General features: G+C 65.9%; 15 protein-coding genes and 1 tRNA gene. 8 read left to right on the top strand and 8 right to left on the bottom strand.

The genetic code is table 11. The features are described 5' to 3' along the window. Positions 1-174: 174 nt before the first annotated feature. A tRNA-Gly gene (locus E5675_RS01380) sits at positions 175-249 on the bottom strand. Between the two features lie 193 nt (positions 250-442). Between E5675_RS01380 and E5675_RS01375 the strand changes: the two genes are divergently transcribed. Together E5675_RS01375 and E5675_RS01370 are read left to right on the top strand one after the other, a co-directional pair. Beyond that, positions 443-1,354 carry a tetratricopeptide repeat protein gene (locus E5675_RS01375; RefSeq protein WP_136173110.1) on the top strand — a complete coding sequence of 304 codons (912 nt, stop codon included), beginning with the start codon at positions 443-445 and terminating at the stop codon, positions 1,352-1,354. Next, a complete protein-coding gene (locus tag E5675_RS01370; RefSeq protein WP_136173109.1) occupies positions 1,354-2,004 on the top strand; it encodes an LON peptidase substrate-binding domain-containing protein in 651 nt (216 codons plus the stop codon). Before E5675_RS01375 ends, E5675_RS01370 begins: the two co-directional genes overlap by 1 nt. A 3-nt stretch (positions 2,005-2,007) precedes the next feature. Here E5675_RS01370 and E5675_RS01365 read toward each other — a convergent pair whose 3' ends face one another. After that, positions 2,008-2,691 (bottom strand): sigma factor, encoded by a 684-nt coding sequence (locus tag E5675_RS01365; RefSeq protein WP_136173108.1) that lies wholly within the window; start codon positions 2,689-2,691, stop codon positions 2,008-2,010. A gap of 204 nt (positions 2,692-2,895) precedes the next feature. Further along, positions 2,896-4,137, bottom strand: coding sequence for an FAD-dependent monooxygenase (locus tag E5675_RS01360; RefSeq protein WP_136173107.1), 1,242 nt, complete (start codon positions 4,135-4,137; stop codon positions 2,896-2,898). A gap of 123 nt (positions 4,138-4,260) precedes the next feature. Between E5675_RS01360 and E5675_RS01355 the strand changes: the two genes are divergently transcribed. The 4 genes from E5675_RS01355 (at position 4,261) to ribA (ending at position 9,562) form a co-directional block, all read left to right on the top strand. Continuing rightward, positions 4,261-6,573: a DNA translocase FtsK 4TM domain-containing protein gene (locus tag E5675_RS01355; protein ID WP_136173106.1), complete on the top strand. Its 2,313-nt coding sequence runs from the start codon at positions 4,261-4,263 to the stop codon at positions 6,571-6,573. A gap of 146 nt (positions 6,574-6,719) precedes the next feature. Beyond that, positions 6,720-7,325 (top strand): outer membrane lipoprotein carrier protein LolA, encoded by a 606-nt coding sequence (locus tag E5675_RS01350; protein ID WP_247594911.1) that lies wholly within the window; start codon positions 6,720-6,722, stop codon positions 7,323-7,325. Positions 7,326-7,703: 378 nt separating this feature from the next. Continuing rightward, positions 7,704-8,498: an exodeoxyribonuclease III gene (locus tag E5675_RS01345; protein ID WP_136173105.1), complete on the top strand. Its 795-nt coding sequence runs from the start codon at positions 7,704-7,706 to the stop codon at positions 8,496-8,498. Further along, a complete protein-coding gene (gene ribA / locus E5675_RS01340) occupies positions 8,495-9,562 on the top strand; it encodes a GTP cyclohydrolase II (RefSeq protein WP_136173104.1) in 1,068 nt (355 codons plus the stop codon). The genes E5675_RS01345 and ribA overlap by 4 nt, the downstream gene beginning before the upstream one ends. Before the next feature lie 88 nt (positions 9,563-9,650). Here the strand turns inward: ribA and E5675_RS01335 are convergent, their stop codons facing one another. The 3 genes from E5675_RS01335 to E5675_RS01325 form a co-directional block, all read right to left on the bottom strand. Beyond that, positions 9,651-10,457, bottom strand: a complete 807-nt coding sequence (locus E5675_RS01335) for a LytTR family DNA-binding domain-containing protein (protein WP_136173103.1) — start codon at positions 10,455-10,457, stop codon at positions 9,651-9,653. Next, on the bottom strand, positions 10,454-11,578 hold the full coding sequence (locus E5675_RS01330) for a histidine kinase (protein WP_136173102.1): 1,125 nt from the start codon (positions 11,576-11,578) through the stop codon (positions 10,454-10,456). Before E5675_RS01330 ends, E5675_RS01335 begins: the two co-directional genes overlap by 4 nt. A gap of 63 nt (positions 11,579-11,641) precedes the next feature. Further along, complete coding sequence (locus tag E5675_RS01325; RefSeq protein ID WP_136173101.1) at positions 11,642-12,163, bottom strand: helix-turn-helix domain-containing protein; 522 nt, start codon at positions 12,161-12,163, stop codon at positions 11,642-11,644. Between the two features lie 126 nt (positions 12,164-12,289). On the opposite strand from E5675_RS01325, the gene E5675_RS01320 reads away from it, so the two are divergent. Next, on the top strand, positions 12,290-12,625 hold the full coding sequence (locus E5675_RS01320; protein WP_136173100.1) for a hypothetical protein: 336 nt from the start codon (positions 12,290-12,292) through the stop codon (positions 12,623-12,625). A gap of 74 nt (positions 12,626-12,699) precedes the next feature. Here the strand turns inward: E5675_RS01320 and E5675_RS01315 are convergent, their stop codons facing one another. Then, positions 12,700-13,584: a glycosyltransferase gene (locus tag E5675_RS01315; RefSeq protein ID WP_136173099.1), complete on the bottom strand. Its 885-nt coding sequence runs from the start codon at positions 13,582-13,584 to the stop codon at positions 12,700-12,702. A gap of 128 nt (positions 13,585-13,712) precedes the next feature. Here E5675_RS01315 and E5675_RS01310 point away from each other — a divergent pair, with 128 nt between their 5' ends. Continuing rightward, the gene (locus E5675_RS01310; RefSeq protein WP_136173098.1) at positions 13,713-15,806 is read left to right on the top strand and encodes a bifunctional (p)ppGpp synthetase/guanosine-3',5'-bis(diphosphate) 3'-pyrophosphohydrolase; all 2,094 of its coding nucleotides are present in this window, start codon (positions 13,713-13,715) and stop codon (positions 15,804-15,806) included. 221 nt (positions 15,807-16,027) lie between these two features. Here E5675_RS01310 and E5675_RS01305 read toward each other — a convergent pair whose 3' ends face one another. Next, the gene (locus E5675_RS01305; RefSeq protein ID WP_247594910.1) at positions 16,028-20,287 is read right to left on the bottom strand and encodes a hypothetical protein; all 4,260 of its coding nucleotides are present in this window, start codon (positions 20,285-20,287) and stop codon (positions 16,028-16,030) included. Between the last annotated feature and the right edge of the window lie 18 nt (positions 20,288-20,305).

Here is a 20,305-nt window from a genome sequence, read left to right as displayed (position 1 = left end):
CGGCGGAAGAATGTTCGGACCTCTGCGAACAACGTCGCCGATCCTGCCCTAGAGGCACCCGACAGCTCGCTCCCATCATATTACGTCCTTATTACGCGAGGCAAAAATCGAGCCCACGTAACGACGCGTATTACGCCGCCATTCGGCGTAAGTGTCTGAAATTGTTAGGAAAACTGGAGCGGGCGAAGGGATTCGAACCCTCGACCCCAACCTTGGCAAGGTTGTGCTCTACCCCTGAGCTACGCCCGCTCTGGCGGCTGGAAACCGGTCGGTTCCAGCGGGTGAGGCGGGCGATTAGCACCGGCTTTTTGACTCGGCAACCCCTGAATGCGCTTTTTCTCCGAAGGGTTGGCATATCGCCCGCAAATCCCACATAAGCAAGGCAAGAGGCCTTTCCGCTGGCGTGGAAAAGGCGGGAAATCAAAAAGCAGGAGCATGTTTCGTGGCCACTCTCGGTCTGAACCCGCAGGAAAAGGAAGCAGTCGAAGCGTTTCGCCGCGATGTCGTAGACCCGTCGATGACCAGCCTGGTCATCCTCGATTTCTGGGCCGAATGGTGCGGCCCGTGCAAGCAGCTCGGCCCCGTGCTCGAAAAGGTCGCCGCCGACTATGCAGACAAGGGCGTCATCCTGGTCAAGGTCGACGTCGATGCGAATCGCTTCATCGCCGGCCAATTCCAGGTCCAGTCGATCCCGACCGTTTATGCAATCTTTCAGGGGCAGCCGGTCGCCAACCTGACCAATGCGCGCACCGAAAGCCAGCTCAAGGCGATTCTCGACCAGTTGCTCGCGCAACTGCCGATCGAAAGCGCGGCGAAGGATCTGGCGGTCGAGATCGCGCCGCTGATCGAAATGGGCGAAAGCGTGCTCGCCGAAGGCGACGGCGCACGCGCCGCGAGCATCTTTGCGCAGATCATCGAGATGGCGCCCGACAATGCCGCGGCGCACGGCGGGCTGATTCGCGCGCTCGTTCTGACGGACGATGTCGAGAATGCCCAGACGGCGCTCGACGCGCTGCCCGCCGAGATCGCGGCCGATCCCGCGATCGCGCAGGCGAAGAGCGCGCTTGCGCTCGCCGCCGATGCCCCCGACGCGGGCGAACTCGCCGCATTCGAGGCAGCGGTCGCGGCGAACCCCGGCGATCACCAAGCGCGATTCGACCTCGCGAGCGCGCAGATCGGCGCGGGGCAGCGCGACGCCGCCGCCGACAATCTGCTCCACATCGTCGGCGCCGACCGCGAATGGAATGACGATGCGGCGCGCGCGAAATTGCTGTCGCTGTTCGAAGCCGTCGGGCTTGAGGACCCGTGGGTCGCCGCACAGCGCCGCCGTCTGTCGCTGATCCTCTTCGGCTGATGAACACCGACGCGCCTCTCACCATCCAGCGGATCGCGATCTTTCCGCTCACCGGCGCGGTGCTGTTTCCCGGGCTACACCTGCCGCTACATATTTTCGAGCCGCGCTATTCGGCGATGGTGCAGGAGGTGCTGGCGCGCGACCGGCAGATCGGAATGATCCAGCCGCGCCAGATTCCGGGCGAAGAGGATCGCGAGCCGCCGGCGCTCTATGACGTCGGCTGTGTCGGGCGGATCATCGATGTCGAAGCGCTCGACGAAGGGCGCTTCAACCTCGTCCTCGAAGGCGTCGCGCGCTTTCGCGTCCGGCGCGAACTCGACGTCACGACGCCCTTCCGGCAGGTCGAGGCCGAGATCGAAGTCGAAAGCGAGGATGACGCCGTGCTCGCGAGCATCGAGCGCGCCAGCCTCGAACGCGAGGCGAAGCGGTTTGCGCAGCGACAGGGCTATGTCGTCGACTGGGATTCGGTCGGCCAGCTCGACGATGCGACGCTCGTCAACGGCATCGCGCAGGTCGCGCCCTTCGATGCCGCGGCGAAACAGGCGCTGCTCGAAGCGTCGCCGATCGACGCGCGCGCCGAGCTCGTCGTCCAGCTTATGCAATTCTTCGGCCGCTTCGACAGCGACGACGGGCGCGCGACGCTGCAATAACTTTCAGTGAAGCTTGCGGACCGGCGCGTGCCGGGCGATGTCGGCGAGCGCCCGGCGCACGATATGACGGTCGCTTTCGCGCAGACGTTCGGCGGCGTCGCTTACCGTCAGATGGCGGCGAACGAGTTCCTTCTCGGCCGCAAGCCGTGCATTGCCGCGCGGCCCGCATGACCGGGCGCCGCGGCGGTCGGCCCAATCCGCGACCAGCCGGTCGGCGAGACGCACGGCGAGATTGTCGGCGGCGCCCTGTTCGGTTTCGATTTCGGCGGCGGGATCGACCAGCCACTCGTCGCGGTCTTCCGCCGGCAACGCGTCGATCGACAGCGTCGCGGTGACGTGACGGCGGCCCGCGCAGCGCTGGTCGCCGTGGAGGCGGTGGCGCAGCGCCTGCAGTTCGGCACGGAATTGCCAGGTCACATAAGTGGTGAAGCGCGCCCGCGCGGGGTCATAATGTTCGGCGGCGCGGTGGAGCGCGATCGCGCACGCCTGCGCCGCATCCTCGGCGACGTCGGTAAGACCATAGCGGCGCGTGAAATAGCGGATCCGCGGTCCCGCCAACGCCGCGAGCCGCACAAAGCTGCGATCGGCGAGCGCACGTGTCCGTGCGCCCGGCGCCGCGTCGAGCGCCATTCGCGCCCGGATATAATCGGTTACCGCCGTTTCGAGCGCATCGCTTTTTGCTGACATGGCCCTACCCCCATCCTGCCGCGGCATGGTTGCCGCTTGGGTAGGGATAGGCGGTCATGCTTAGCGCCGGGCTGCCGGCGGCCTAGGTAATAATACTTGGCCAAACCCCCTTCGCATCGAGCGAGGTCGAGATGCCCATCGACCTTGCGCCGCGCCGCAGGGTGTCTCGACTTCGTTCGCCACGAACGGAGTGAAAGATTGCGTTTAGACCTCGGCGCCCGCGAGCAGGCGCGGCAGGTCGCCCGCCTCGCCGCGCGCCTCGTCCATGAAGAAGCGCTTGAGCATCGGCATATGCTGCACCGCGCCGAGCCCGGTGCGGCGGATCGCGGCGGCGGTGCGCCCCGGGATGCCGAACAGCCGCGTCAGCCCGTCAGTCGCGATGCTGACCATCATATTGTCGAGCCCGCGCCAGCGCTGGTAGCGCGCGAGGAGCGCGGCGTCGCCAAGGTCGAGCCCCAGCCGCGCGCCCTCGACGAGCACTTCCGTCAGCGCCGCGACGTCGCGCAGCCCGAGATTCAGCCCCTGCCCCGCAATCGGGTGGATGCCGTGTGCCGCGTCGCCAACGAGCGCGATGCGGTCGGCGACGATCGAGGCGCTGTGGTGGAAGCCGAGCGGATAGGTCATGCGCGGCGCGACGAGCTGCATCGCGCCCAGCACGCCGCCCGCACGCTTTTCGAGCTCGGCGGCGAAGCCGCGCTCACCCAGCTTGGCAAAGCCGGGACCATCCTTTTCGGATACGGTCCAGACGAAGGCGGAGCGATGCCGCCCCTGCGCATCGTCGACGAGCGGGAGCAAGGCAAACGGCCCCGAAGGATAGAAGATTTCGTGCGCGACATTGCCATGCGGCTTTTCGTGCGCGACCGCGCCGATCATCGCATGATGGTGGTAGGACCAGTTGGCGATGCTGAACCCCGTAGCGTCGCGCGTCGGCGAGCGGCGGCCCTCGGCGACGATCAGCAGCGGCGCCGCAAGGGTGGTGCCGTCGGCGAGCGTCAGCGTGACGCCATGACCGTCGATCGCGCGCGACACGACGGTCGCCGGCATCCAGAACCGCACCAGCGGCGCATCGGCGAGCGCGGCGGCGAGCGCGAGGCGGAGCTGGCGGTTTTCGACCATCGTGCCGAGCGGCGGGTCGCCGTCGGCGGTGACGAAGTCGAGTTCGCCGCCGCGGCCGCTGTCGGGGGCGCCGTCGCCCACCTTGATGGCGCGGATCGGGCAGCCGTGACCTGCGAGGCGATCGGCGATCCCCAGCACCTCGAACATCTGCCACGTCGCGCTCGCGATCGCCGAGGCGCGGCCGTCGAAGCCGGGGGCGATCGTCCGGGTGGGGTCGGCGGGATCGACGATCTGGACCGACAGGCCGTGACGGGCGAGGGCAAGGGCGAGCGCCTGGCCGACAAGGCCGCCGCCCGAAATCAGGACATCGCTGCGCAGCGTTTCTTTCATCGCTTCGCCCTAGCGTGCGGCAGGGCGGTTGGAAAGGCTGTGGGCGAGCGCGGGGCCGCGCTTGACGGCGAGTCCGCTGCATGCGCATATCGCCGGACCAACTCACAGGGACCGGAAGAGAGCATGGCTAGCCGCAAGGCCGCACCCGCAAAGGCCGATTGGCGCACCGTTTTCCGCCAAAGCATCGCGCGATCGCTGGTGATCGCGTCGGCGGTGGCGCTTGGGCTCTTCACGCTGTTCCTGACGCTCGCGCTGATCACCTACGACAGCACCGACGCCGCGCTCAACACCGCGGCGCACGGCACCGCGTCCAACTGGATGGGGAGCGCGGGGGCCTGGTTCGCCGACCTCGGCCTGTCGATCGGCGGCGTCGGCGTCGCGCTGTTGCTGCCGCTGCTGGGCATCATCGCCTGGCGGCTGTGGACCGGCGAGGCGCAGCCCTATTGGCCGCGCCAGCTCGCCTACAGCTTTATCGGCATCCTCTTCGTCGGGCTCGGCGCCGAGCTCTGGTCGCCGGCGACCAACGCGCCGCTGCCCGCGGGCTGGGGCGGGATCATCGCGCTGCTGCTCGGCGGCGCGATCGCGCCGCTGTTCGCACAGGCTGGCGAGCCCGCCGCGGCGCTGATCCGCTTCGCGACGATCCTTCTGCTCGTCGGGCTGGGGCTGTGGCTCGCGTGGCGCGCGCTCCGGCTCGAAAAGGGCTGGGCATCGCGGTTCCGATTGCCCGCCCCGACTAGCAGCCGCATCGCCGAGCCCGTCCGCGCGCCGCGCGCCGACGACCGGGTGCCGGGCCCGCTGGAGCCCGCCGTGCGCCCGCGCGCCGTGGCCGAGCCCGTCGACCGCGCGCCGCCCGAAATCGCCGACCCCGCGCAGCGTAGCGCGCCCTCGAAACCCCGGCCCAAACCGCAGACCGAGCTGTTCACCAATTACCAGCTGCCCTCGATCGACCTGCTCGCCCCCGCGCCCGACCGGCCGGCGGGCCAGATCGACAAGGCGGCGCTCGAGCGCAACGCGCGCCTGCTCGAATCGGTGCTCGAGGATTTCCAGGTGAAGGGCGTCGTCACCGCGGTGCGTCCGGGCCCGGTCGTCACCATGTACGAACTCGAACCCGCGCCGGGCACCAAGGCGAGCCGCGTGTCGAACCTCGCCGACGATATCGCGCGCAACATGTCGGCGCTGTCGGCGCGCATCGCTCCGATCCCGGGGCGCACCGTCATCGGCATCGAGCTGCCCAACGCGCAGCGCGAAGCGGTGGTGCTGCACGAAATCATCGGCAGCGCGCTGTTCCAAGACCAGACCGGCGCGCTGCCGATCATCCTCGGCAAAAATATCAGCGGCGACGCGATGATCGCCGACCTCGCGCCGATGCCGCACTTGCTGATCGCGGGCACCACCGGCTCGGGCAAGTCGGTCGGTTTGAACGCGATGATCCTCTCGCTGCTCTATCGCCTTGGCCCCGACCAGGTGAAGATGATCATGATCGACCCGAAGATGCTCGAACTGAGCGTCTATGACGATATTCCGCACCTGCTCGCCCCCGTCGTCACCGAACCCAAGAAGGCGATCCGCGCGCTCAAATGGGCGGTCGAGCAGATGGAGGACCGCTACAGGATGATGTCGTCGCTGTCGGTGCGCAACCTCGCCTCCTACAATGACAAGGTGCGCGGCGCGCTCGCCAAGGGCAAGTCGCTCGGGCGCCGCGTCCAGACCGGCTACGACCCCGAGACCGGCCAGCCGGTCTATGAGGAAGAGACGCTCGATTACCAGCCGCTGCCGCAGATCGTCGTCATCGTCGACGAGCTCGCCGATTTGATGATGACCGCCGGCAAGGAGGTCGAATTCCTGATCCAGCGATTGGCGCAAAAAGCGCGCGCGGCGGGCATCCACCTGATCCTCGCGACGCAGCGTCCGTCGGTCGACGTCATCACCGGCGTGATCAAGGCGAATCTGCCGACGCGCATCAGCTTCAACGTCACATCGAAGATCGACAGCCGCACCATTTTGGGCGAAGCGGGCGCCGAGCAACTGCTCGGTAAGGGCGACATGCTCTATGTCCCCGGCGGCAAGCAGATCACGCGTATCCACGGCCCCTTCGTCTCCGACGACGAGGTGCGCGCGGTCGCCGATCACTGGAAGGGGCAGGGCCGCCCCGACTATGTCGAAAGCGTCACCGAGGATCCCGAGGACGGCGGCTTCGCGATGGAGGGCGCCCCCGCCGGCGGCGACAGCGCAGAGGATCGCATGTACGCGAAGGCCTGCCAGATCGTCGCCGAGAGCCAGAAAGCCTCGACGAGCTGGCTCCAGCGGCAACTCCGCATCGGCTACAATAGCGCGGCCCGCCTCATCGAGCGGATGGAGGAGGAAGGCATTGTCAGCCCGCCGAACCATGTCGGCCGCCGCGACGTGCTCACCGATCAATATGGTCAGCCGCGCTGAGGAACCTTTTCCCCGCCCCGCGACTTGAACAGCGTCTAACCGCCGGGTTCAGCGCGGGTTAAATGCCCGGTTGCGAAAAACGGGCTGAAAAAAGCGAGAATGAGAGCCAAATGACCAAGAAGACGATGATCCGCCTTGCCGCCTGGATGCTCGCCCCCGCTGCCGTCGCCGGCCTCGCCGCCGGCGCGCCCGCGATCGCCCAGTCGGCGAGCGCGCTGGCGTCGGTGCAGTCGCACCTCAAATCGACCAGTTCGATGACCTCCGACTTCGTGCAGACCGACCGCAACGGCCAGCGCGTGTCGGGGAAGCTGACCCTCAAGCGTCCGGGCAAGATCCGGTTCCAGTATCAAAAGGGCGTGCCGCTGCTGATCGTCGGCGACGGCAGCCGGCTGACGATGATCGATTATGAGGTCAACCAGGTGCAGAGCTGGCCGGTGAAGAATTCGCCGCTCGGCGCGCTGCTCGACCCCGATCGCGACCTGTCGAAATATGCCAAGATCCTGCCGACCGGGAACGACGACGTGCTGAGCGTCGAGGTCAAGGATCCGAAGCGCCCCGAATATGGCACGATCACCATGGTGTTCGTCCGCGACGGCGCGGCGCCGGGCGGGCTGCGCCTGCGCGGCTGGGTCGCGCTCGATTCGCAGAACAACCGCACGCGGATCGATCTCAGCAACCAGAAGTTCAACGTTGCGGTCGCCGATTCGGCTTTCCGCTGGACCGATCCCCGCCCGAAGCGGCGCGGCCGCTAACCGTCGAGGCCGGCGTGGCTGCACTCCCTTCGGAAACGCAGCCATTTTTCCAGACCAACCGTCGCCCGCTATCGACGAACTGCAGGACAGGCGCCGAACGCGCCTTTTTGTTCAGCTTGGCGACAGGGAACACGCGCTATTCCAACTCTCGAAGGCGCCAACACGGCCCCCGGATTTGGGTTTCCCCCTGTTGCCCCTCCCGGGCTGCCAGGCACCTTCATTCAAGAGCGTGACGAACGCTGACCTTGAACCCCCGTTCCACCGCCCCTGGGACGGGGGTTTAATTTGTCCGGCGCATTTTTCGGCCGCCGACGCGGCATGGCCGCACCGGCAAGCAACCGCATTGCGAACCGAACCGCGCGCCGATAGAGCCGACCCATGACTCGCACCAGCATCGCATCGTGGAACATCAACAGCGTTCGCGCGCGCATCGGCATCGTCGAAAAATTCCTGCGCGAAGAAGCCCCCGACATCCTCTGCCTTCAGGAAACCAAGGTCGAATGCGGCCTGTTCCCGCCGGAGATGTTCCGGCGGCTGGGCTATGAACATATCGTCACCCACGGCCAGCGCATGCACCATGGCGTCGCGATCGTCAGCAAGGTTCCGCTCGCCGACGTGCGCAAATATGACTGGCAGGCGAATGGCGAGGCGCGCCACGTCGGGGTGACGCTGCCGTCTGGGGTGCGGCTCGACAATGTCTATATTCCCGCGGGCGGCGATATTCCCGACCGCGATCTCAATCCCAAATTCGGGCAGAAGCTCGACTTCTTCGGCCGCATGACCGAATGGTCGGGCGCGCTGAACGGCACGCCGACGGTGCTGACGGGCGATTTCAACGTCGCGCCGCTCGAAAGCGACGTCTGGAACCACAAGGCGCTGCTCGACGTCGTCAGTCACACGCCGATCGAGGTCGAAACGCTGGCAAGGCTGCAGGCGGCATCGAACTGGGTCGATCTCGGTCGCCACTTCATCGAAGCGCCGACGCCGCTCTACACCTGGTGGAGCTACCGCGCGAAAGACTGGGAAGCGTCGAACCGCGGGCGACGGCTCGACCATATGTGGGTGACCCCCGACCTGAAGGGAAAGGCGGTGTCGCACCGCATCGTCCAGCCGGCGCGTAGCTGGGAACGGCCGTCGGACCATATCCCGCTGATCACCGAGTTCGACTTTTGAGCGAAACCCCAAAAGACCCAGGCGCCCGAAGGGCCGCCCGCGCTATCGATGCGCTGCGCCGGGGCTGGCCGTTTCGTGTCGCGGGTGCCGACGGCACGCTCGACCTGCTCGCGGTCGAAAGCGCGCGCGATGCCGCGCTCGCCGAATTCGGCGGCGGGGACATGCTCCTGTCGGGCGAGCGCGCGGTCACGCTCAAACTGACCAACCAGCGCGCCGCCGCGACGCCGGGTCCGGTCCGGCTGGCGAACGCCGCCGATACCGTCATCGCAGCGCTGGCGATCGCCGACCCGGCGCTCGATCTTGCGAATCCGCTCAAAGGCCCGTTCGGCACCCTGGCGACCGGCGGCGACGCGGCGGCGGCGGCGGCGATGACGATGGCCCGCCACGCCGGCCTGCTCCCGGCCTTCTTCGTGCGCGCCGCCGCGGGCGAAGCCGAGAGTGAGTGCAGCGCCGGCGACGTCGCCGCGCTGCTCGATCCCGTCCGGCTCGAAGTCGCGGCGCGCGCGCGCCTGCCCGTCGCAGCCAGCGAAAGCGCCGAAATCTTCGCCTTCCGCTCGCCCGAGGAGGCGTCGGATCATGTCGCGCTGATTATCGGCAAGCGCGACGCGGGTCCGCCCGTTGTCCGGCTGCACAGCGAATGCCTGACCGGCGACGTCCTCGGCAGCCTCAAATGCGATTGCGGGCCGCAACTCCACGCCGCGCTCCATGCAATGGCCGACGCGCCGTGGGGCGTGCTCCTCTACCTGCGGCAGGAAGGCCGGGGCATCGGTCTTGTGAACAAGCTGCGCGCCTATGCGTTGCAGGATCAGGGCTATGACACGGTCGACGCGAATTTGCGGCTGGGTTTTCCGGTCGAGGCGCGCGATTTTGCGATCGCCGGGCGGATGCTCGACCTGCTCAACATCCCGCGCATCCGGCTGATGACGAACAACCCCGAAAAGGTCGCGCGGCTCGAAAAGGAGGGCGTCGAGGTCGTCGAGCGCCTGCCGCTCGCGCTACCGACGAACAAATATAACGAGCAATATCTCGCAACGAAGCGCGACCGGACCGGGCACCAGCTTTAAAACACGTCGCCCCCGCGAAGGCGGGGGCCGCTATCGGCGTCGCGCAAGGCTGCCGGCGGCCCCCGCCTTCGCGGGGGCGACGATTTGTTCAATGCACGAAGCGCGCCACCACATCGCGGTAGCTGCGGCTGACCTTCACCTGCGCGCCAGAACCGAGCACGAGGAAGCATTCGCCGTTGGTGTGCGGCTTGACCTGCTTGACCTGACTGAGGTTGACGATCGTCGAGCGGTGGACGCGCTGGAAATTGCGCGGGTCGAGCCGCTTTTCCAGATCCTTCATCGTCTCGCGCAGGATCAGGCTGTTGTCGGCGGTATAGATGCACATATAGTCGCCCGCCGCATCGATCCGCTCGATGCTGTCGACGTCGACGCGGAAGATCTGGCCGCGATCCTTGATGTTGATCATCTTTTCATAGCGGTCGGCGGCGTGCGCGTCGGGCTGCGTCTCGGCGTCATAATCCTCGACCGCTTCGGGCGCGACTTCGGCGAGCACGGTCTTCAGCCGTTCGACCTCGGCCGCCCCGCGCTTTTCGGTAAGGCGCTGGCGGACGCGGTCGAGCGCATCCGCCAGCCGCTCGGGCTCGACGGGCTTCACCAGATAGTCGACCGCCTGTGCCTCGAAGGCGCGGATCGCATGATCCGAATAGGCGGTGACGAACACGACGAGCGGCGGCTCGACCTCCATCAACCCCTGGATCACCGAAAAACCGTCGAACCCCGGCATCTGGATGTCGAGGAAAACGAGGTCGGGTTTATGCGTCTTGATTTTCCTTATGGCCTCGCGGCCGTTCTGTGCGGTGTCGACAACTTCGACATCGCCATGCGCTTCGAGCCTGAGTTGCAGGCCCTGGGTCGCCAATTTTTCATCATCCACCAGGATGGTTCTAATCGTCATGTGCGTTCGGTTCCAATCGTCATTTGCCCGTCGGGCTGGAACGGAAACTCGATCACCACCGTGAATCCGCCATCAGCGCCCATATGGACGTCGAACCGTTGCTGATCGCCGAAAGCCTGCGCCAGCCGGTCCCTGATGTTGGCTAAACCCACACCGGTCGATTCCGTTGCAACGCCAGTGGTGGGGTCGGTGGGGTCGGCTGACAATCCCGCGCCGGTGTCGGACACGGTGATCCGGACATTTTGACCGGCCAGCTGTGCGGAAATCGTGATATCGGCGCCTTCCTCCTGCGGCGTCACCGCATATTTGATCGCGTTTTCGATGAGCGGCTGAAGCAGAAGCGACGGCAAACGCGCGCGCGAAACCGCCGGATCGATCATAAAATGGGGACGCAGCCGCTCCTCGAAACGCATCTTCTCGATGTCGAGATAGAGCTTCAGCGTCTCGATCTCCTGCGCCAGCGTCACCTGCGCGGTCGGCTCGTTGGCGAGCGTGTAGCGAAGGAAAGCCGAGAGGCGCGACAGCATCGCATTGGCGGGCTCGGCCTGTTTCAGGAGCACGAGAGTCGAAATGCTGTTCAAGGTGTTGAACAGGAAATGCGGGTTGAGCTGGTAACGCAGCATCGCGAGCTGTGCCGAGGCTGCCTGCGCCTCGAGCCGCAGCACGCGATCATTCTGTTCCTCGAGCTGGAGGAAATAGTTGATCGCGAAATAAAGCGCCGACCAGGCCGCGAGCGACGTCGCGTCGATATACATCGCGCCGAGCAAAAGACTCGTGAAGCCCGCCTCGCTCGCCGGGTTCTGGATCTGTGCCACCCACGCATCGATGAAGGCCCAGAGCGCGGTCGCGACGCCGGCGAGGCCGAAGCTGACCCCCCACATCAAGAGCGGGCGTCGGCTGATCAGCGCGCGGTAACAGACCGACAGGATCAGCGTCAGCGAAAAGCCGGTGATTGCCGAAATCGTCTGCGGAATGAAAAAGGTGAAGGCCTGCCCGTTGGCGAGCCCCGACACGCCGCGCAGCCCGAGCCACGCGGCCCAGCCCAATATCTGCAAATTCCAGAAGGCCCGCACCTTGTTGTCGAAGAAGGGCCCGGGCGAAGTCAGGCGAAACAGCGGCATGAGGGTCCGTGGGTTGGCGATGTCAGTGGCTGCGCGCGCGAAGGCGGGCGGCGGGGGGGCGCGTCATTCGGCCGCGACCGCCGCCGCGGGCGCGTCGGCGCGCACGCGCGCTTGCCCGAGCGGCTGCAATTCCGAACGATGCTTCCACAGCAATTCCTTGTAACCGATCACCCGCCCGTCGTGCGCGGTCAGCGTGACGGGACCGATCGGCTGTTCGTCGCGCGCATCGACCAGCACCGGGGTCGAGGGCACGCCCGCGCCCCATTTTTCGCCCCATTGGCGCAGCGCGATCATCGCGGGGAGCAGTTCGATTCCCTTGTCGGTGAGCTGGTAGCGGACCTTGCGCCGATCCTCGGCCATCACCTCGCGCGCCATGATGCCATGGTCGACGAGCTTCGACAGCCGGTTCGACAATATGTTGCGCGCGATGCTCAGTTCCTGCTGGAACTCCTCGAAATGATGCACGCCGTTGAACGCCGCGCGCAGGATCATGAACGACCATCGCTCGCCCATCGCCTCGAGCGCGAGCGGCAGGGCGCAATTGTCCCCGTGCAGGTCGTTCAATACTTCGCGTAATTTTCCCATGCCCAATGCCCTAACGTAAAATCTGCCGGCGTGCCAAAAAAATATAGGGCCTCCGTTGCATTTCGCAACTCAAACGCTAGTTGCGATTCGCAACCCTTTTGGGGTTGCGCAAAACAGGAGGTCCAGATGCCCATTTTCAAACTTTCTCCCCTCTTCGCCCCGCTTCCGCTCGCCGGCACCGCGCTGATCGGCGGCCTTGCGCTTGTCCCGGCCGCAGCGACGGCGGCGGGAGGCGTTTATTATCGCGCCGAACTTGCGGCCCCCGCGCCCAAGGCCCGTTTCGTCGCGCGCGACGTCGTCTGGGCGTGCAAGGATGCCGGCTGCACCGCGGGCCAGGGGACGAGCCGTCCGCTGATCATGTGCGCCGCGCTCGCCAAGGCGGCCGGTCCGGTCGCGAGTTTCACCGCCGGCGGCAAGGCGCTCGACGCCGACGAACTCGCCCGCTGCAACGAAACGAAATAACCGGACAACCCCAAAGAGGGCGGCCGTACCTCTCGGCGAGGGGCGGCCGCCTTTTCACGTCCGGGGTTGGCCGGTCAGGCGGCGATGCGGTTGCGCGCGACGACGAGCGACCAGCGCGCGATCGCGGGCAGCCGCGTCGCGACATGCGCCGGATCGGCCCGAAACGCGCGGCGCACCAGGTCGAACCGCCAGCGATGCTGGCTGCGCAGCGCCAGCCCGAGCAGGATTTCGCTGCGACTGCGCACGGGCAGCGCGTCGGGCAGCGCGCGTTCGACGATCTCGGCGGTCAGCGCCTGGATATGCTCGGCGCGTTGGCTCGTCAGGCTGCCGCCATGCTTGCGATAAAGGTAGAGGTCCTCGTGCAGCGTGACGAAGGTGAAGCGCCGCGCGGCACGCAACCAGAAGTCGTAATCCTCGACGCCGAACAGCGCGGTGTCATAGCCGCCGAGCGCCTCGGTCACGCGCGCGCGATAGAGGAAACAGGCGCCGACATTGTTGCCATAGAGCAACCGTTCGACCGGGCCGACGCGCGAGCGGCCTAGTTCGCCCCCCGCATCGTCGATCAGCGTGAAATCGGCGTGGGCGATGTCGGCGCCGGGCTGCGCGTCCAGCACGGCGACGAGCCGCGCCAGCATCTGCGGCCGAAGCAGATTGTCGTCCGAGGTCCAGCTGTGCAGTTCGCCGCGCGCCGCGGCAAAGCCGTGATTGAGCGCCGCGGGCAGCCCGACGTTGGTGTCGAGCCGCAACAGCCGCACGCGCGGGTCGCGCGCCGCGGCCTCCGCCATGATCGCAGGCGAGGCGTCGCGCGACGCATCGTCGACGAGGATCAGTTCGAAATCGCCGAAATCCTGCACCAGCACCGAATCGATCGCCTCGGCGAGCCAGCGCGCACCATTGTGCACGGGCATCACCATCGACACCCGCGGCGGCGCGGTCGAATCGAGAGCTTCGGTCCCCATCTCGCGGAATCTCCTACCCGCGACGAACGATGCTTCCAACGGGCTTTACCAAAGTTGCTAACGTATTGGCGCCGGGCGCAATCAAATTTCGCATTGCAATATATGCAGCATGAACGACATTGAGTGTGATGCTGAGGCAATATGAACTTGTCGAGCGCGTGCGCGCTTATGATCCCGACGTCGACGAGGCGCTGCTCAACCGCGCCTATGTGTTCACCGTGCAGAAGCATGGGAGCCAGAAGCGCGCGTCGGGCGACCCCTATTTCAGCCATCCGGTAGAGGTGGCGGGCATCCTGACCGATCTCCACCTCGACAGCGAGACGATCGTCACCGCGCTGCTCCACGACACGCTCGAGGATACGCTGACGACCCCCGAGGAGATCGAGCGGCTCTTCGGCAGCGACGTCGGCCGGCTCGTCGATGGCGTGACCAAGCTCAGCAAGATCGAGGCGCAGACCGAGAATGAGCGCGCCGCGGAAAATCTGCGCAAATTCCTGCTCGCCATGTCGGACGACATCCGCGTGCTGCTCGTCAAGCTCGCCGACCGGCTGCACAATATGCGCACGCTGCATTTCATCAAGAATCCCGACAAGCGCCGCCGCATCGCCAAGGAGACGATGGACATCTATGCCCCGCTCGCCGAGCGGATCGGCATGTATGAATATATGCGCGAGATGCAGCTGCTCGCCTTTCGCGAGCTCGAGCCCGAGGCCTATGCGACGATCACCGGCCGCCTCGCCAAGCTGACCGCGGGGGGCAAGGATAAGGTCGCCGCGATCACCCGCGAGTTCAAGGAGCTGCTCGCCGCCGCGGGGATCGAGGCCGAGGTGTCGGGGCGCGAGAAGCATCCCTATTCGATCTGGCGCAAGATGCAGGAACGCCACGTCAGCTTCGAGCAGGTGACCGACATCATCGCCTTTCGCATCGTCACCCCGACCGACGCCGACTGCTATGCCGCGCTGGGCCTGATCCACCGCAAGTGGAAAATGGTCCCCGGCCGCTTCAAGGATTATATCTCGACCCCGAAGCGCAACGGCTACAAGTCGCTGCACACGACGATCATGCACCAGCAGAATATGCGGATCGAAATCCAGCTCCGCAGCCTCGGCATGCACCAGCAGTCCGAATTCGGGCTCGCCGCGCACTGGGCGTACAAGCAGGGCGGCAGCACCCCCGACGGCCAGGCCGGGTGGATTCGCGATCTCATCGAGATTCTCGAACAGACGCACGACCCCGAGGAGTTCCTCGAAAACACGCGCATCGCGATGTATCAGGACCGCATCTTCGCCTTCACGCCGAAGGGCAGCCTGCACCAGCTTCCCAAGGGCGCGACCCCGGTCGATTTCGCCTATGCCGTCCACACGGGGCTCGGCGACCGCACGGTGGGGGCAAAGGTCAACGGCCGGCTCGTCCCGTTGCGCACCCAGCTTTCGAACGGCGATACCGTCGAAATCCTGTCGTCGGACAAACAGACGCCGCAGCCCGCCTGGCTCGGCTTCGCGGTGACGGGCAAGGCGCGCGCCGCGATTCGCCGCCATGTGCGCTCGAAGGAAAAGGTCGAACTCGCCGCGCTGGGTCGCACGATGTATGACGAGATGGTTGCGCGGCTCCCGAACAAGGTCGGCGACAAGGCCCGCGCCGCGGCGCGCGAACGGCTGAAGCTCGACGACGATAGCGCACTCTATATCGCGATCGCCAAGCAGCGGCTCACCGACAATGCGGTCCTCGAGGCGCTCGTCCCCGGCATCACCGCCGAGATGAAGACCAAGCCCGGCAAGCTCGTGCAGGGTGCGGCGGTGTCGATCGCGGGGCTGACCCCCGGCGTCGCCTACCAGCTCGCCGACTGCTGCCACCCGGTGCCCGGCGACCGCATCGTCGGCCTGTCGCGCCCGGGCGAAGGGATCGAAGTTCATGTCATCGACTGCCCGAGCCTCGCCGACGGGATCGATGCCGACTGGATCGACCTGCGCTGGCAGGAGGACAGCGAGGGCGGCAACGCGCGGCTGTGCATCGTCATTCGCAACGAACCCGGGACGCTCGCCGAAATGTCGGGCATCCTCGCCGCCAATATGGCGAACATCACCAATTTGCGGCTGTCGAACCGCGAGGGCGGCTTCCACACCTATGACGTCGTCGTCGAGGTGCGCGACGTCCAGCATGTGATGCGCATCCTGTCGGCGCTGCGCGCGTCGGACAGCGTGGTGCAGGCGGAGCGGCTTTAGGCGGCTTCGTCCGTTTCGGGGTGGGGAGCTGTCGTTGCGGCAATTTAAGCCCCTCCCCTTCAGGGGAGGAGTTGGGGTGGGGTCCCTCGGCCTTGCGCAACACCGATAAACCCCACCCCACTACGACTAGGCAGCAAGCTGCCAAGTCTACGTTGCCCCTCCCCTGAAGGGGAGGGGCTGTTCCCCCTTATGTCCGCAATCGCCCGAAACCCGCTTCGCCTTCAATTCGCGTACAACAGCGGCGGCCGCCACGCGCTCTCGTCGACCTCGTCGCGAACCTTGTACACGGTCCCCTTGCTGTTCAGGAACAGCTTCTCCATCTCGCCCCGCGTGAAGGGACGCGAGCCGAGGCGGCCGAACACCGCCATCTGGCCGCCCGTCTCGTCGACCGCGCGGTCGCGGTCGAGCCCCTTCGACAGCGCGAGCGCCGGCGACGGCGTCTTTGCCCAGGCGATCAGTTCGGGGGTCGGTTTGGGCGAGAAGCCGTAGAGCCCCGGATTGTCGGGGCTGGTGAGCTGGAGGACCTTGATGCCGTTCCGCCCGTCGGCGACATAGCCGAACAGCGAGGCGTTGGTCGACGCGACGATCACATCCTCGGCATCGTTGAGCGTGCCGCCGAAGGTCAGCCCCGGCCAGACGACCGGCGCCGCAGGGCGCGTCACATCGACGATCACGAGCCCGTCGGCCTTTGCCGCGACATACATATAGGTGCGCGCAAGATAGATTTTGCGCGCATTGGCGAGCCGCACCGTGCCTGCGGGCACCGCGACCGGCTGCGCCAGATCGGTGACGTCGAACAGCTTCACCCCCTCGGCGTCGGTGACCCAGAGATAGCGGAACTGCACCGCGCTCGCGCGTGCATCGGTCAGCGGCAGCTGCGCCGTGACCTTCGGCTGGAGCGGCACCGTCAGGTCGAGCACGACAAGCCCGGCGTCGGTGGTGACATAGGCGATGTTGCCCGCGAGCGTGATGTGCCGCGCGCCCGCAAGGACATTGCCCTCGTTCCATGTCAGCGCGCGTTTCAGCTTGTTGTTGCGGAATTCGCCGTCGGCCATCGTGTCGATGTCGACGAGCACCAGTCCCTCGACGCTGTCGGTGATCACCGCGTAACGATAGATGTCGTGCATCGCCTGTTCGTGATTCTCGGGGAAATTCTTCACGATATTCTCGTTGCGCGACACGCTGATCGGCTGCGTCGTCGCGATCGCCATGCAGGTCGCGTTCTTCGTCTTCACATGCGTGTCGTGCCCCATCGGTGAGAAGGGGGCGCGGACGATGCGTTCGGAGAAGCCCTTGTTGCCGATCGACGCGACGTCATAGACGCGGAAACCGCCCTTGCCCTCCGCCACATACATATATTCGCCGCGCTGCTGGAGGCAGTTCACCCGGCCGCTGGTGTCCTGCACGATGTTGGCGAATTCCTCGAGCGCGCGGGTTTCGCCCGACAGCTTCTTGTCGAGGATCTTGCCGCGCACCCAGTTCTTGAGCTCGCGCCCATTCTGCTCGACGTGCAGCTTCCAATAGTCGGGATAGGCATATTTCTGCAGATAGCTGCCGATCACCGCCTGCGGCTCGTCCCATTCGGTGACGCGCGTCGCCTGGAAACCGTCTTCCATCCCCGACCAGACATTGAGGCCGACGAAATTGACGAAATTGGTGCCGAGCAGCAGCAACTGCGACATGATCGCATTATTGTCGTCGGCGGCCGACAGGTGGCAATCCGAGCATTGCTTGGTTTCCGACCGGCGGACCGTGTGCGGGAAATGCGGCGCAAAGGCCTGGCTCGAATAGCCCGCCGAGGAGATCGGCGGCTGCTGCACATAGATGCGCTCGCGGTTGACGTTGGTCGACGACAGTACCAGCGCCGAGGTCGATCGCACCGGGGTGATGATGCCGCGCGCTTCGCCGTTCGGGCCGGGCTCGCCGGGCTTGGTGAGTTGATGCCGGCCGAGCTGGAACATCTCGTCGCGCGCCACCTGCGGATTATAGGTCGCGAAATTGCGCGTCTCCTCGCCCTCGAAATGGTGCGTCGTGGTCTTCCAGTTCGCCTCGATCGGCAAATGGCAGCCACCGCAACTCGTCGTCCATGAGAGGTGACAGGTGAAGCAGGTCATCTTGTCGTCGCCGTGCGCGCGGTCTTCGCGTGCGACGCCTGGACCCCATTCGAACTTGCCGTCGTCCGATCCCGAACGCGCCATCAGCTTGGCGCGCGCCGCCTTGGCGTTGAAATGCGGCCCCGGGGTCACCGCCTGTTTGACCAGGCTGACCTGCCATTCGAGCTTGGGGTCGACGATCGATCGCTGGATCAGCCCGATCACCTCGGCATCGTCATTATACTGGAATTCGAAGCGTCGGCGGCCGTCGGGATTGCGGAGCAGCGCAAGGTTGGTCCCCTGCGGCCGCGCCGCGACGTTCGAGGTCAAGAGGTTCGGGAAGGCGTCGGCGGTGCCGTGGCAGTCCTTGCAGCCGATCTCGACCGCGTTCGCCACCTCGCCCTGGATATAGCCGTTGCCATGGCTGTCCTGCGCGAAGTGGCAGTCCGCGCATTGCATGCCCTTTTCGGCGTGAATGTCCATCATATGAACCGTCTTGCCGGGGTTGAGCCCGGGCGGGACGAACTTGCCCTCGACGCCAGGCCTCCCGGAATCGGCGCTCGCAAGGCAGAGCTCGCGCTCCTTGGCGTCGCTATAATGGCTACAACTCTTGCGCCACTTTTCGGGGTCCTTCGGGTCGACGATGTTGGCGGTGTCGGTGCCGTAAGTCGCCATATTGCCCTCGGCGTTCAGCAGATTGCCGTTGCGGTCGCGCTTGAAGATGCCGCGAAAGTTCCAGCCGTGGCCGTGATAGTCGGCGAACTGCGTATCCTTGTTCGTATCGTTGACGTCATAGACGTCGCGCAGGAATTCGACGTCGGACCAGAGACCGCGCGCCGATGCGCCTTCGGGATTGCGTTCGAGCACCTTGTGGACCTCGGCGGCGGTCGGATAGCGCTGCTCCTTATATTTCTTTTGATACTCCTCGTCGCTCATCCCCGGCGGGCGCGGCGCACTATTGTCGGGGCCGGGCCACATCTGCGGCGCGTCCGATTCATAATCCCACATCGTGTAGCCGAGGTAGGAATTGAGGAAGATGTTCGGCTGGTGCATGTGGCACGACATGCACTGCGAGGTCGGAATCGCGCGCGTGAAGGCGTGACTGATCGGATGGCCCGATTCGCCGCGCGCCGGCGATCCGGGGCGCGCCGGGACATCGGGATCGGCGGGATCGATCAACGAACCATGGCCGCCGCCGGCCTGGTGGTCGTCTTCGCCGCCATGTCCGTCGCCATAACCCGCGGGCTTCCGTTTCTTTTCGGCGATCGTCGGATCGATCGTCGCGGTTTCGCCGTCGCGGCCGAACTGCGCATAGGTCAGGCTGTGGCGCGGCTCGCGGTCGTTGGCATAGACGACGTGGCAGCCCGAACAGCCCGAATGGCGATAGTCGCCGGGCTGGTCGTTCGTTCCCATGAACCACATCAAGGGATCGTTGAGCCGCGTCTTGTGGATGTTGAGCACGGGGATCGAGACGCGCAGGCCCGTGCCCGGGCCGCGGTTCGACTGTTTGAGGTCGGGGCGCCCCGGCTCCTCGAGCCGCTGGATGCTGCCGGTCGGGTTCGGCAGGCCGACCTCGGCGAATTGCGAATTGATGTTGCGCCCGCCGCGTTCGAAGACGCGGAAGACGTCGCCGGGCGGAATGACGTTCCAGCGCGGCAGCGGATACATTTTGGCGAGCGCGCCGCGCTTTTTCTCCTGATCGGTCAGGATCTTGTCGAAACCGAAGCTCGGCTTGCACGCCTCCTTATATTCCTCGGCGGTCAGACGCGACGAGGGCGAGAGGATGCACGCCGCTTCGCCGGTGCGTGTATAGGCCTCGCCGAACACGTAATTCTTATAGGGGACGATGCCGTTGTTGTACGCCGCACCGCCCCACAGCATCGCGCCGGTGGACATCAGCGAGCGTTCGGCCGCCTCGATCACCTCGAGATGACACGCCCCGCACGCCTCGCGCGCGACGCGGTAATCGCTGGGATTGACGAAGCGGATGAATTCGGGCGCCTCGCGGTTGAGCAATGTATAGCTGCGCACCGGATTGGCCGAGGTGTCGCCCCAGCTCTTCGGATAGGTCGGCTGCGGGTGCGCGGCCTTCATCGCGGCGATATTGTCGGGATGCTTGTAACCGAGCTCGGGCTTGCCGAAGGCGGCGGGCGACAGTGAATCGCCGCCGTGGCAATCGGTGCAGCCGAGCTTGACCGCGGGGGTCGCGTGCATCGACGGCTGGTCGGTGCGCGTGTGGCACGAATAGCAGCCGTTCGATTTCGCCGCGACCTCGGCATCGCCCTGCTCGCGCGGCGCGGGCGGGGTGAAGCGATATTCGACCTTCACCGGCTTTTCCTTTTCGGCCGCGCCAAGGTCCGCCGCACCCGCGAACAGCGCCGTCGCCATAAGGATAAACAGGAAGAG

The sequence above is a fragment of the Sphingopyxis sp. PAMC25046 genome, from assembly GCF_004795895.1.
Lineage (GTDB): Bacteria > Pseudomonadota > Alphaproteobacteria > Sphingomonadales > Sphingomonadaceae > Sphingopyxis.
The sequence above is the reverse complement of the archived record's forward strand: the minus strand, read 5'-3'. Positions and strand labels throughout refer to the sequence as shown.

Excerpts from the sequence above, each read along its gene's own strand:
- E5675_RS01315 (WP_136173099.1), bottom strand. The coding sequence starts at position 13,584 with ATGGGGACCGAAGCTCTCGATTCGACCGCGCCGCCGCGGGTGTCGATG.
- E5675_RS01370 (WP_136173109.1), top strand. The coding sequence starts at position 1,354 with ATGAACACCGACGCGCCTCTCACCATCCAGCGGATCGCGATCTTTCCG.
- E5675_RS01330 (WP_136173102.1), bottom strand. The coding sequence starts at position 11,578 with ATGCCGCTGTTTCGCCTGACTTCGCCCGGGCCCTTCTTCGACAACAAG.
- E5675_RS01320 (WP_136173100.1), top strand. The coding sequence starts at position 12,290 with ATGCCCATTTTCAAACTTTCTCCCCTCTTCGCCCCGCTTCCGCTCGCC.
- E5675_RS01365 (WP_136173108.1), bottom strand. The coding sequence starts at position 2,691 with ATGTCAGCAAAAAGCGATGCGCTCGAAACGGCGGTAACCGATTATATC.
- E5675_RS01360 (WP_136173107.1), bottom strand. The coding sequence starts at position 4,137 with ATGAAAGAAACGCTGCGCAGCGATGTCCTGATTTCGGGCGGCGGCCTT.
- E5675_RS01310 (WP_136173098.1), top strand. The coding sequence starts at position 13,713 with ATGCTGAGGCAATATGAACTTGTCGAGCGCGTGCGCGCTTATGATCCC.
- E5675_RS01335 (WP_136173103.1), bottom strand. The coding sequence starts at position 10,457 with ATGACGATTAGAACCATCCTGGTGGATGATGAAAAATTGGCGACCCAG.
- E5675_RS01350 (WP_247594911.1), top strand. The coding sequence starts at position 6,720 with ATGCTCGCCCCCGCTGCCGTCGCCGGCCTCGCCGCCGGCGCGCCCGCG.
- E5675_RS01325 (WP_136173101.1), bottom strand. The coding sequence starts at position 12,163 with ATGGGAAAATTACGCGAAGTATTGAACGACCTGCACGGGGACAATTGC.
- E5675_RS01305 (WP_247594910.1), bottom strand. The coding sequence starts at position 20,287 with ATGGCGACGGCGCTGTTCGCGGGTGCGGCGGACCTTGGCGCGGCCGAA.
- E5675_RS01355 (WP_136173106.1), top strand. The coding sequence starts at position 4,261 with ATGGCTAGCCGCAAGGCCGCACCCGCAAAGGCCGATTGGCGCACCGTT.
- E5675_RS01345 (WP_136173105.1), top strand. The coding sequence starts at position 7,704 with ATGACTCGCACCAGCATCGCATCGTGGAACATCAACAGCGTTCGCGCG.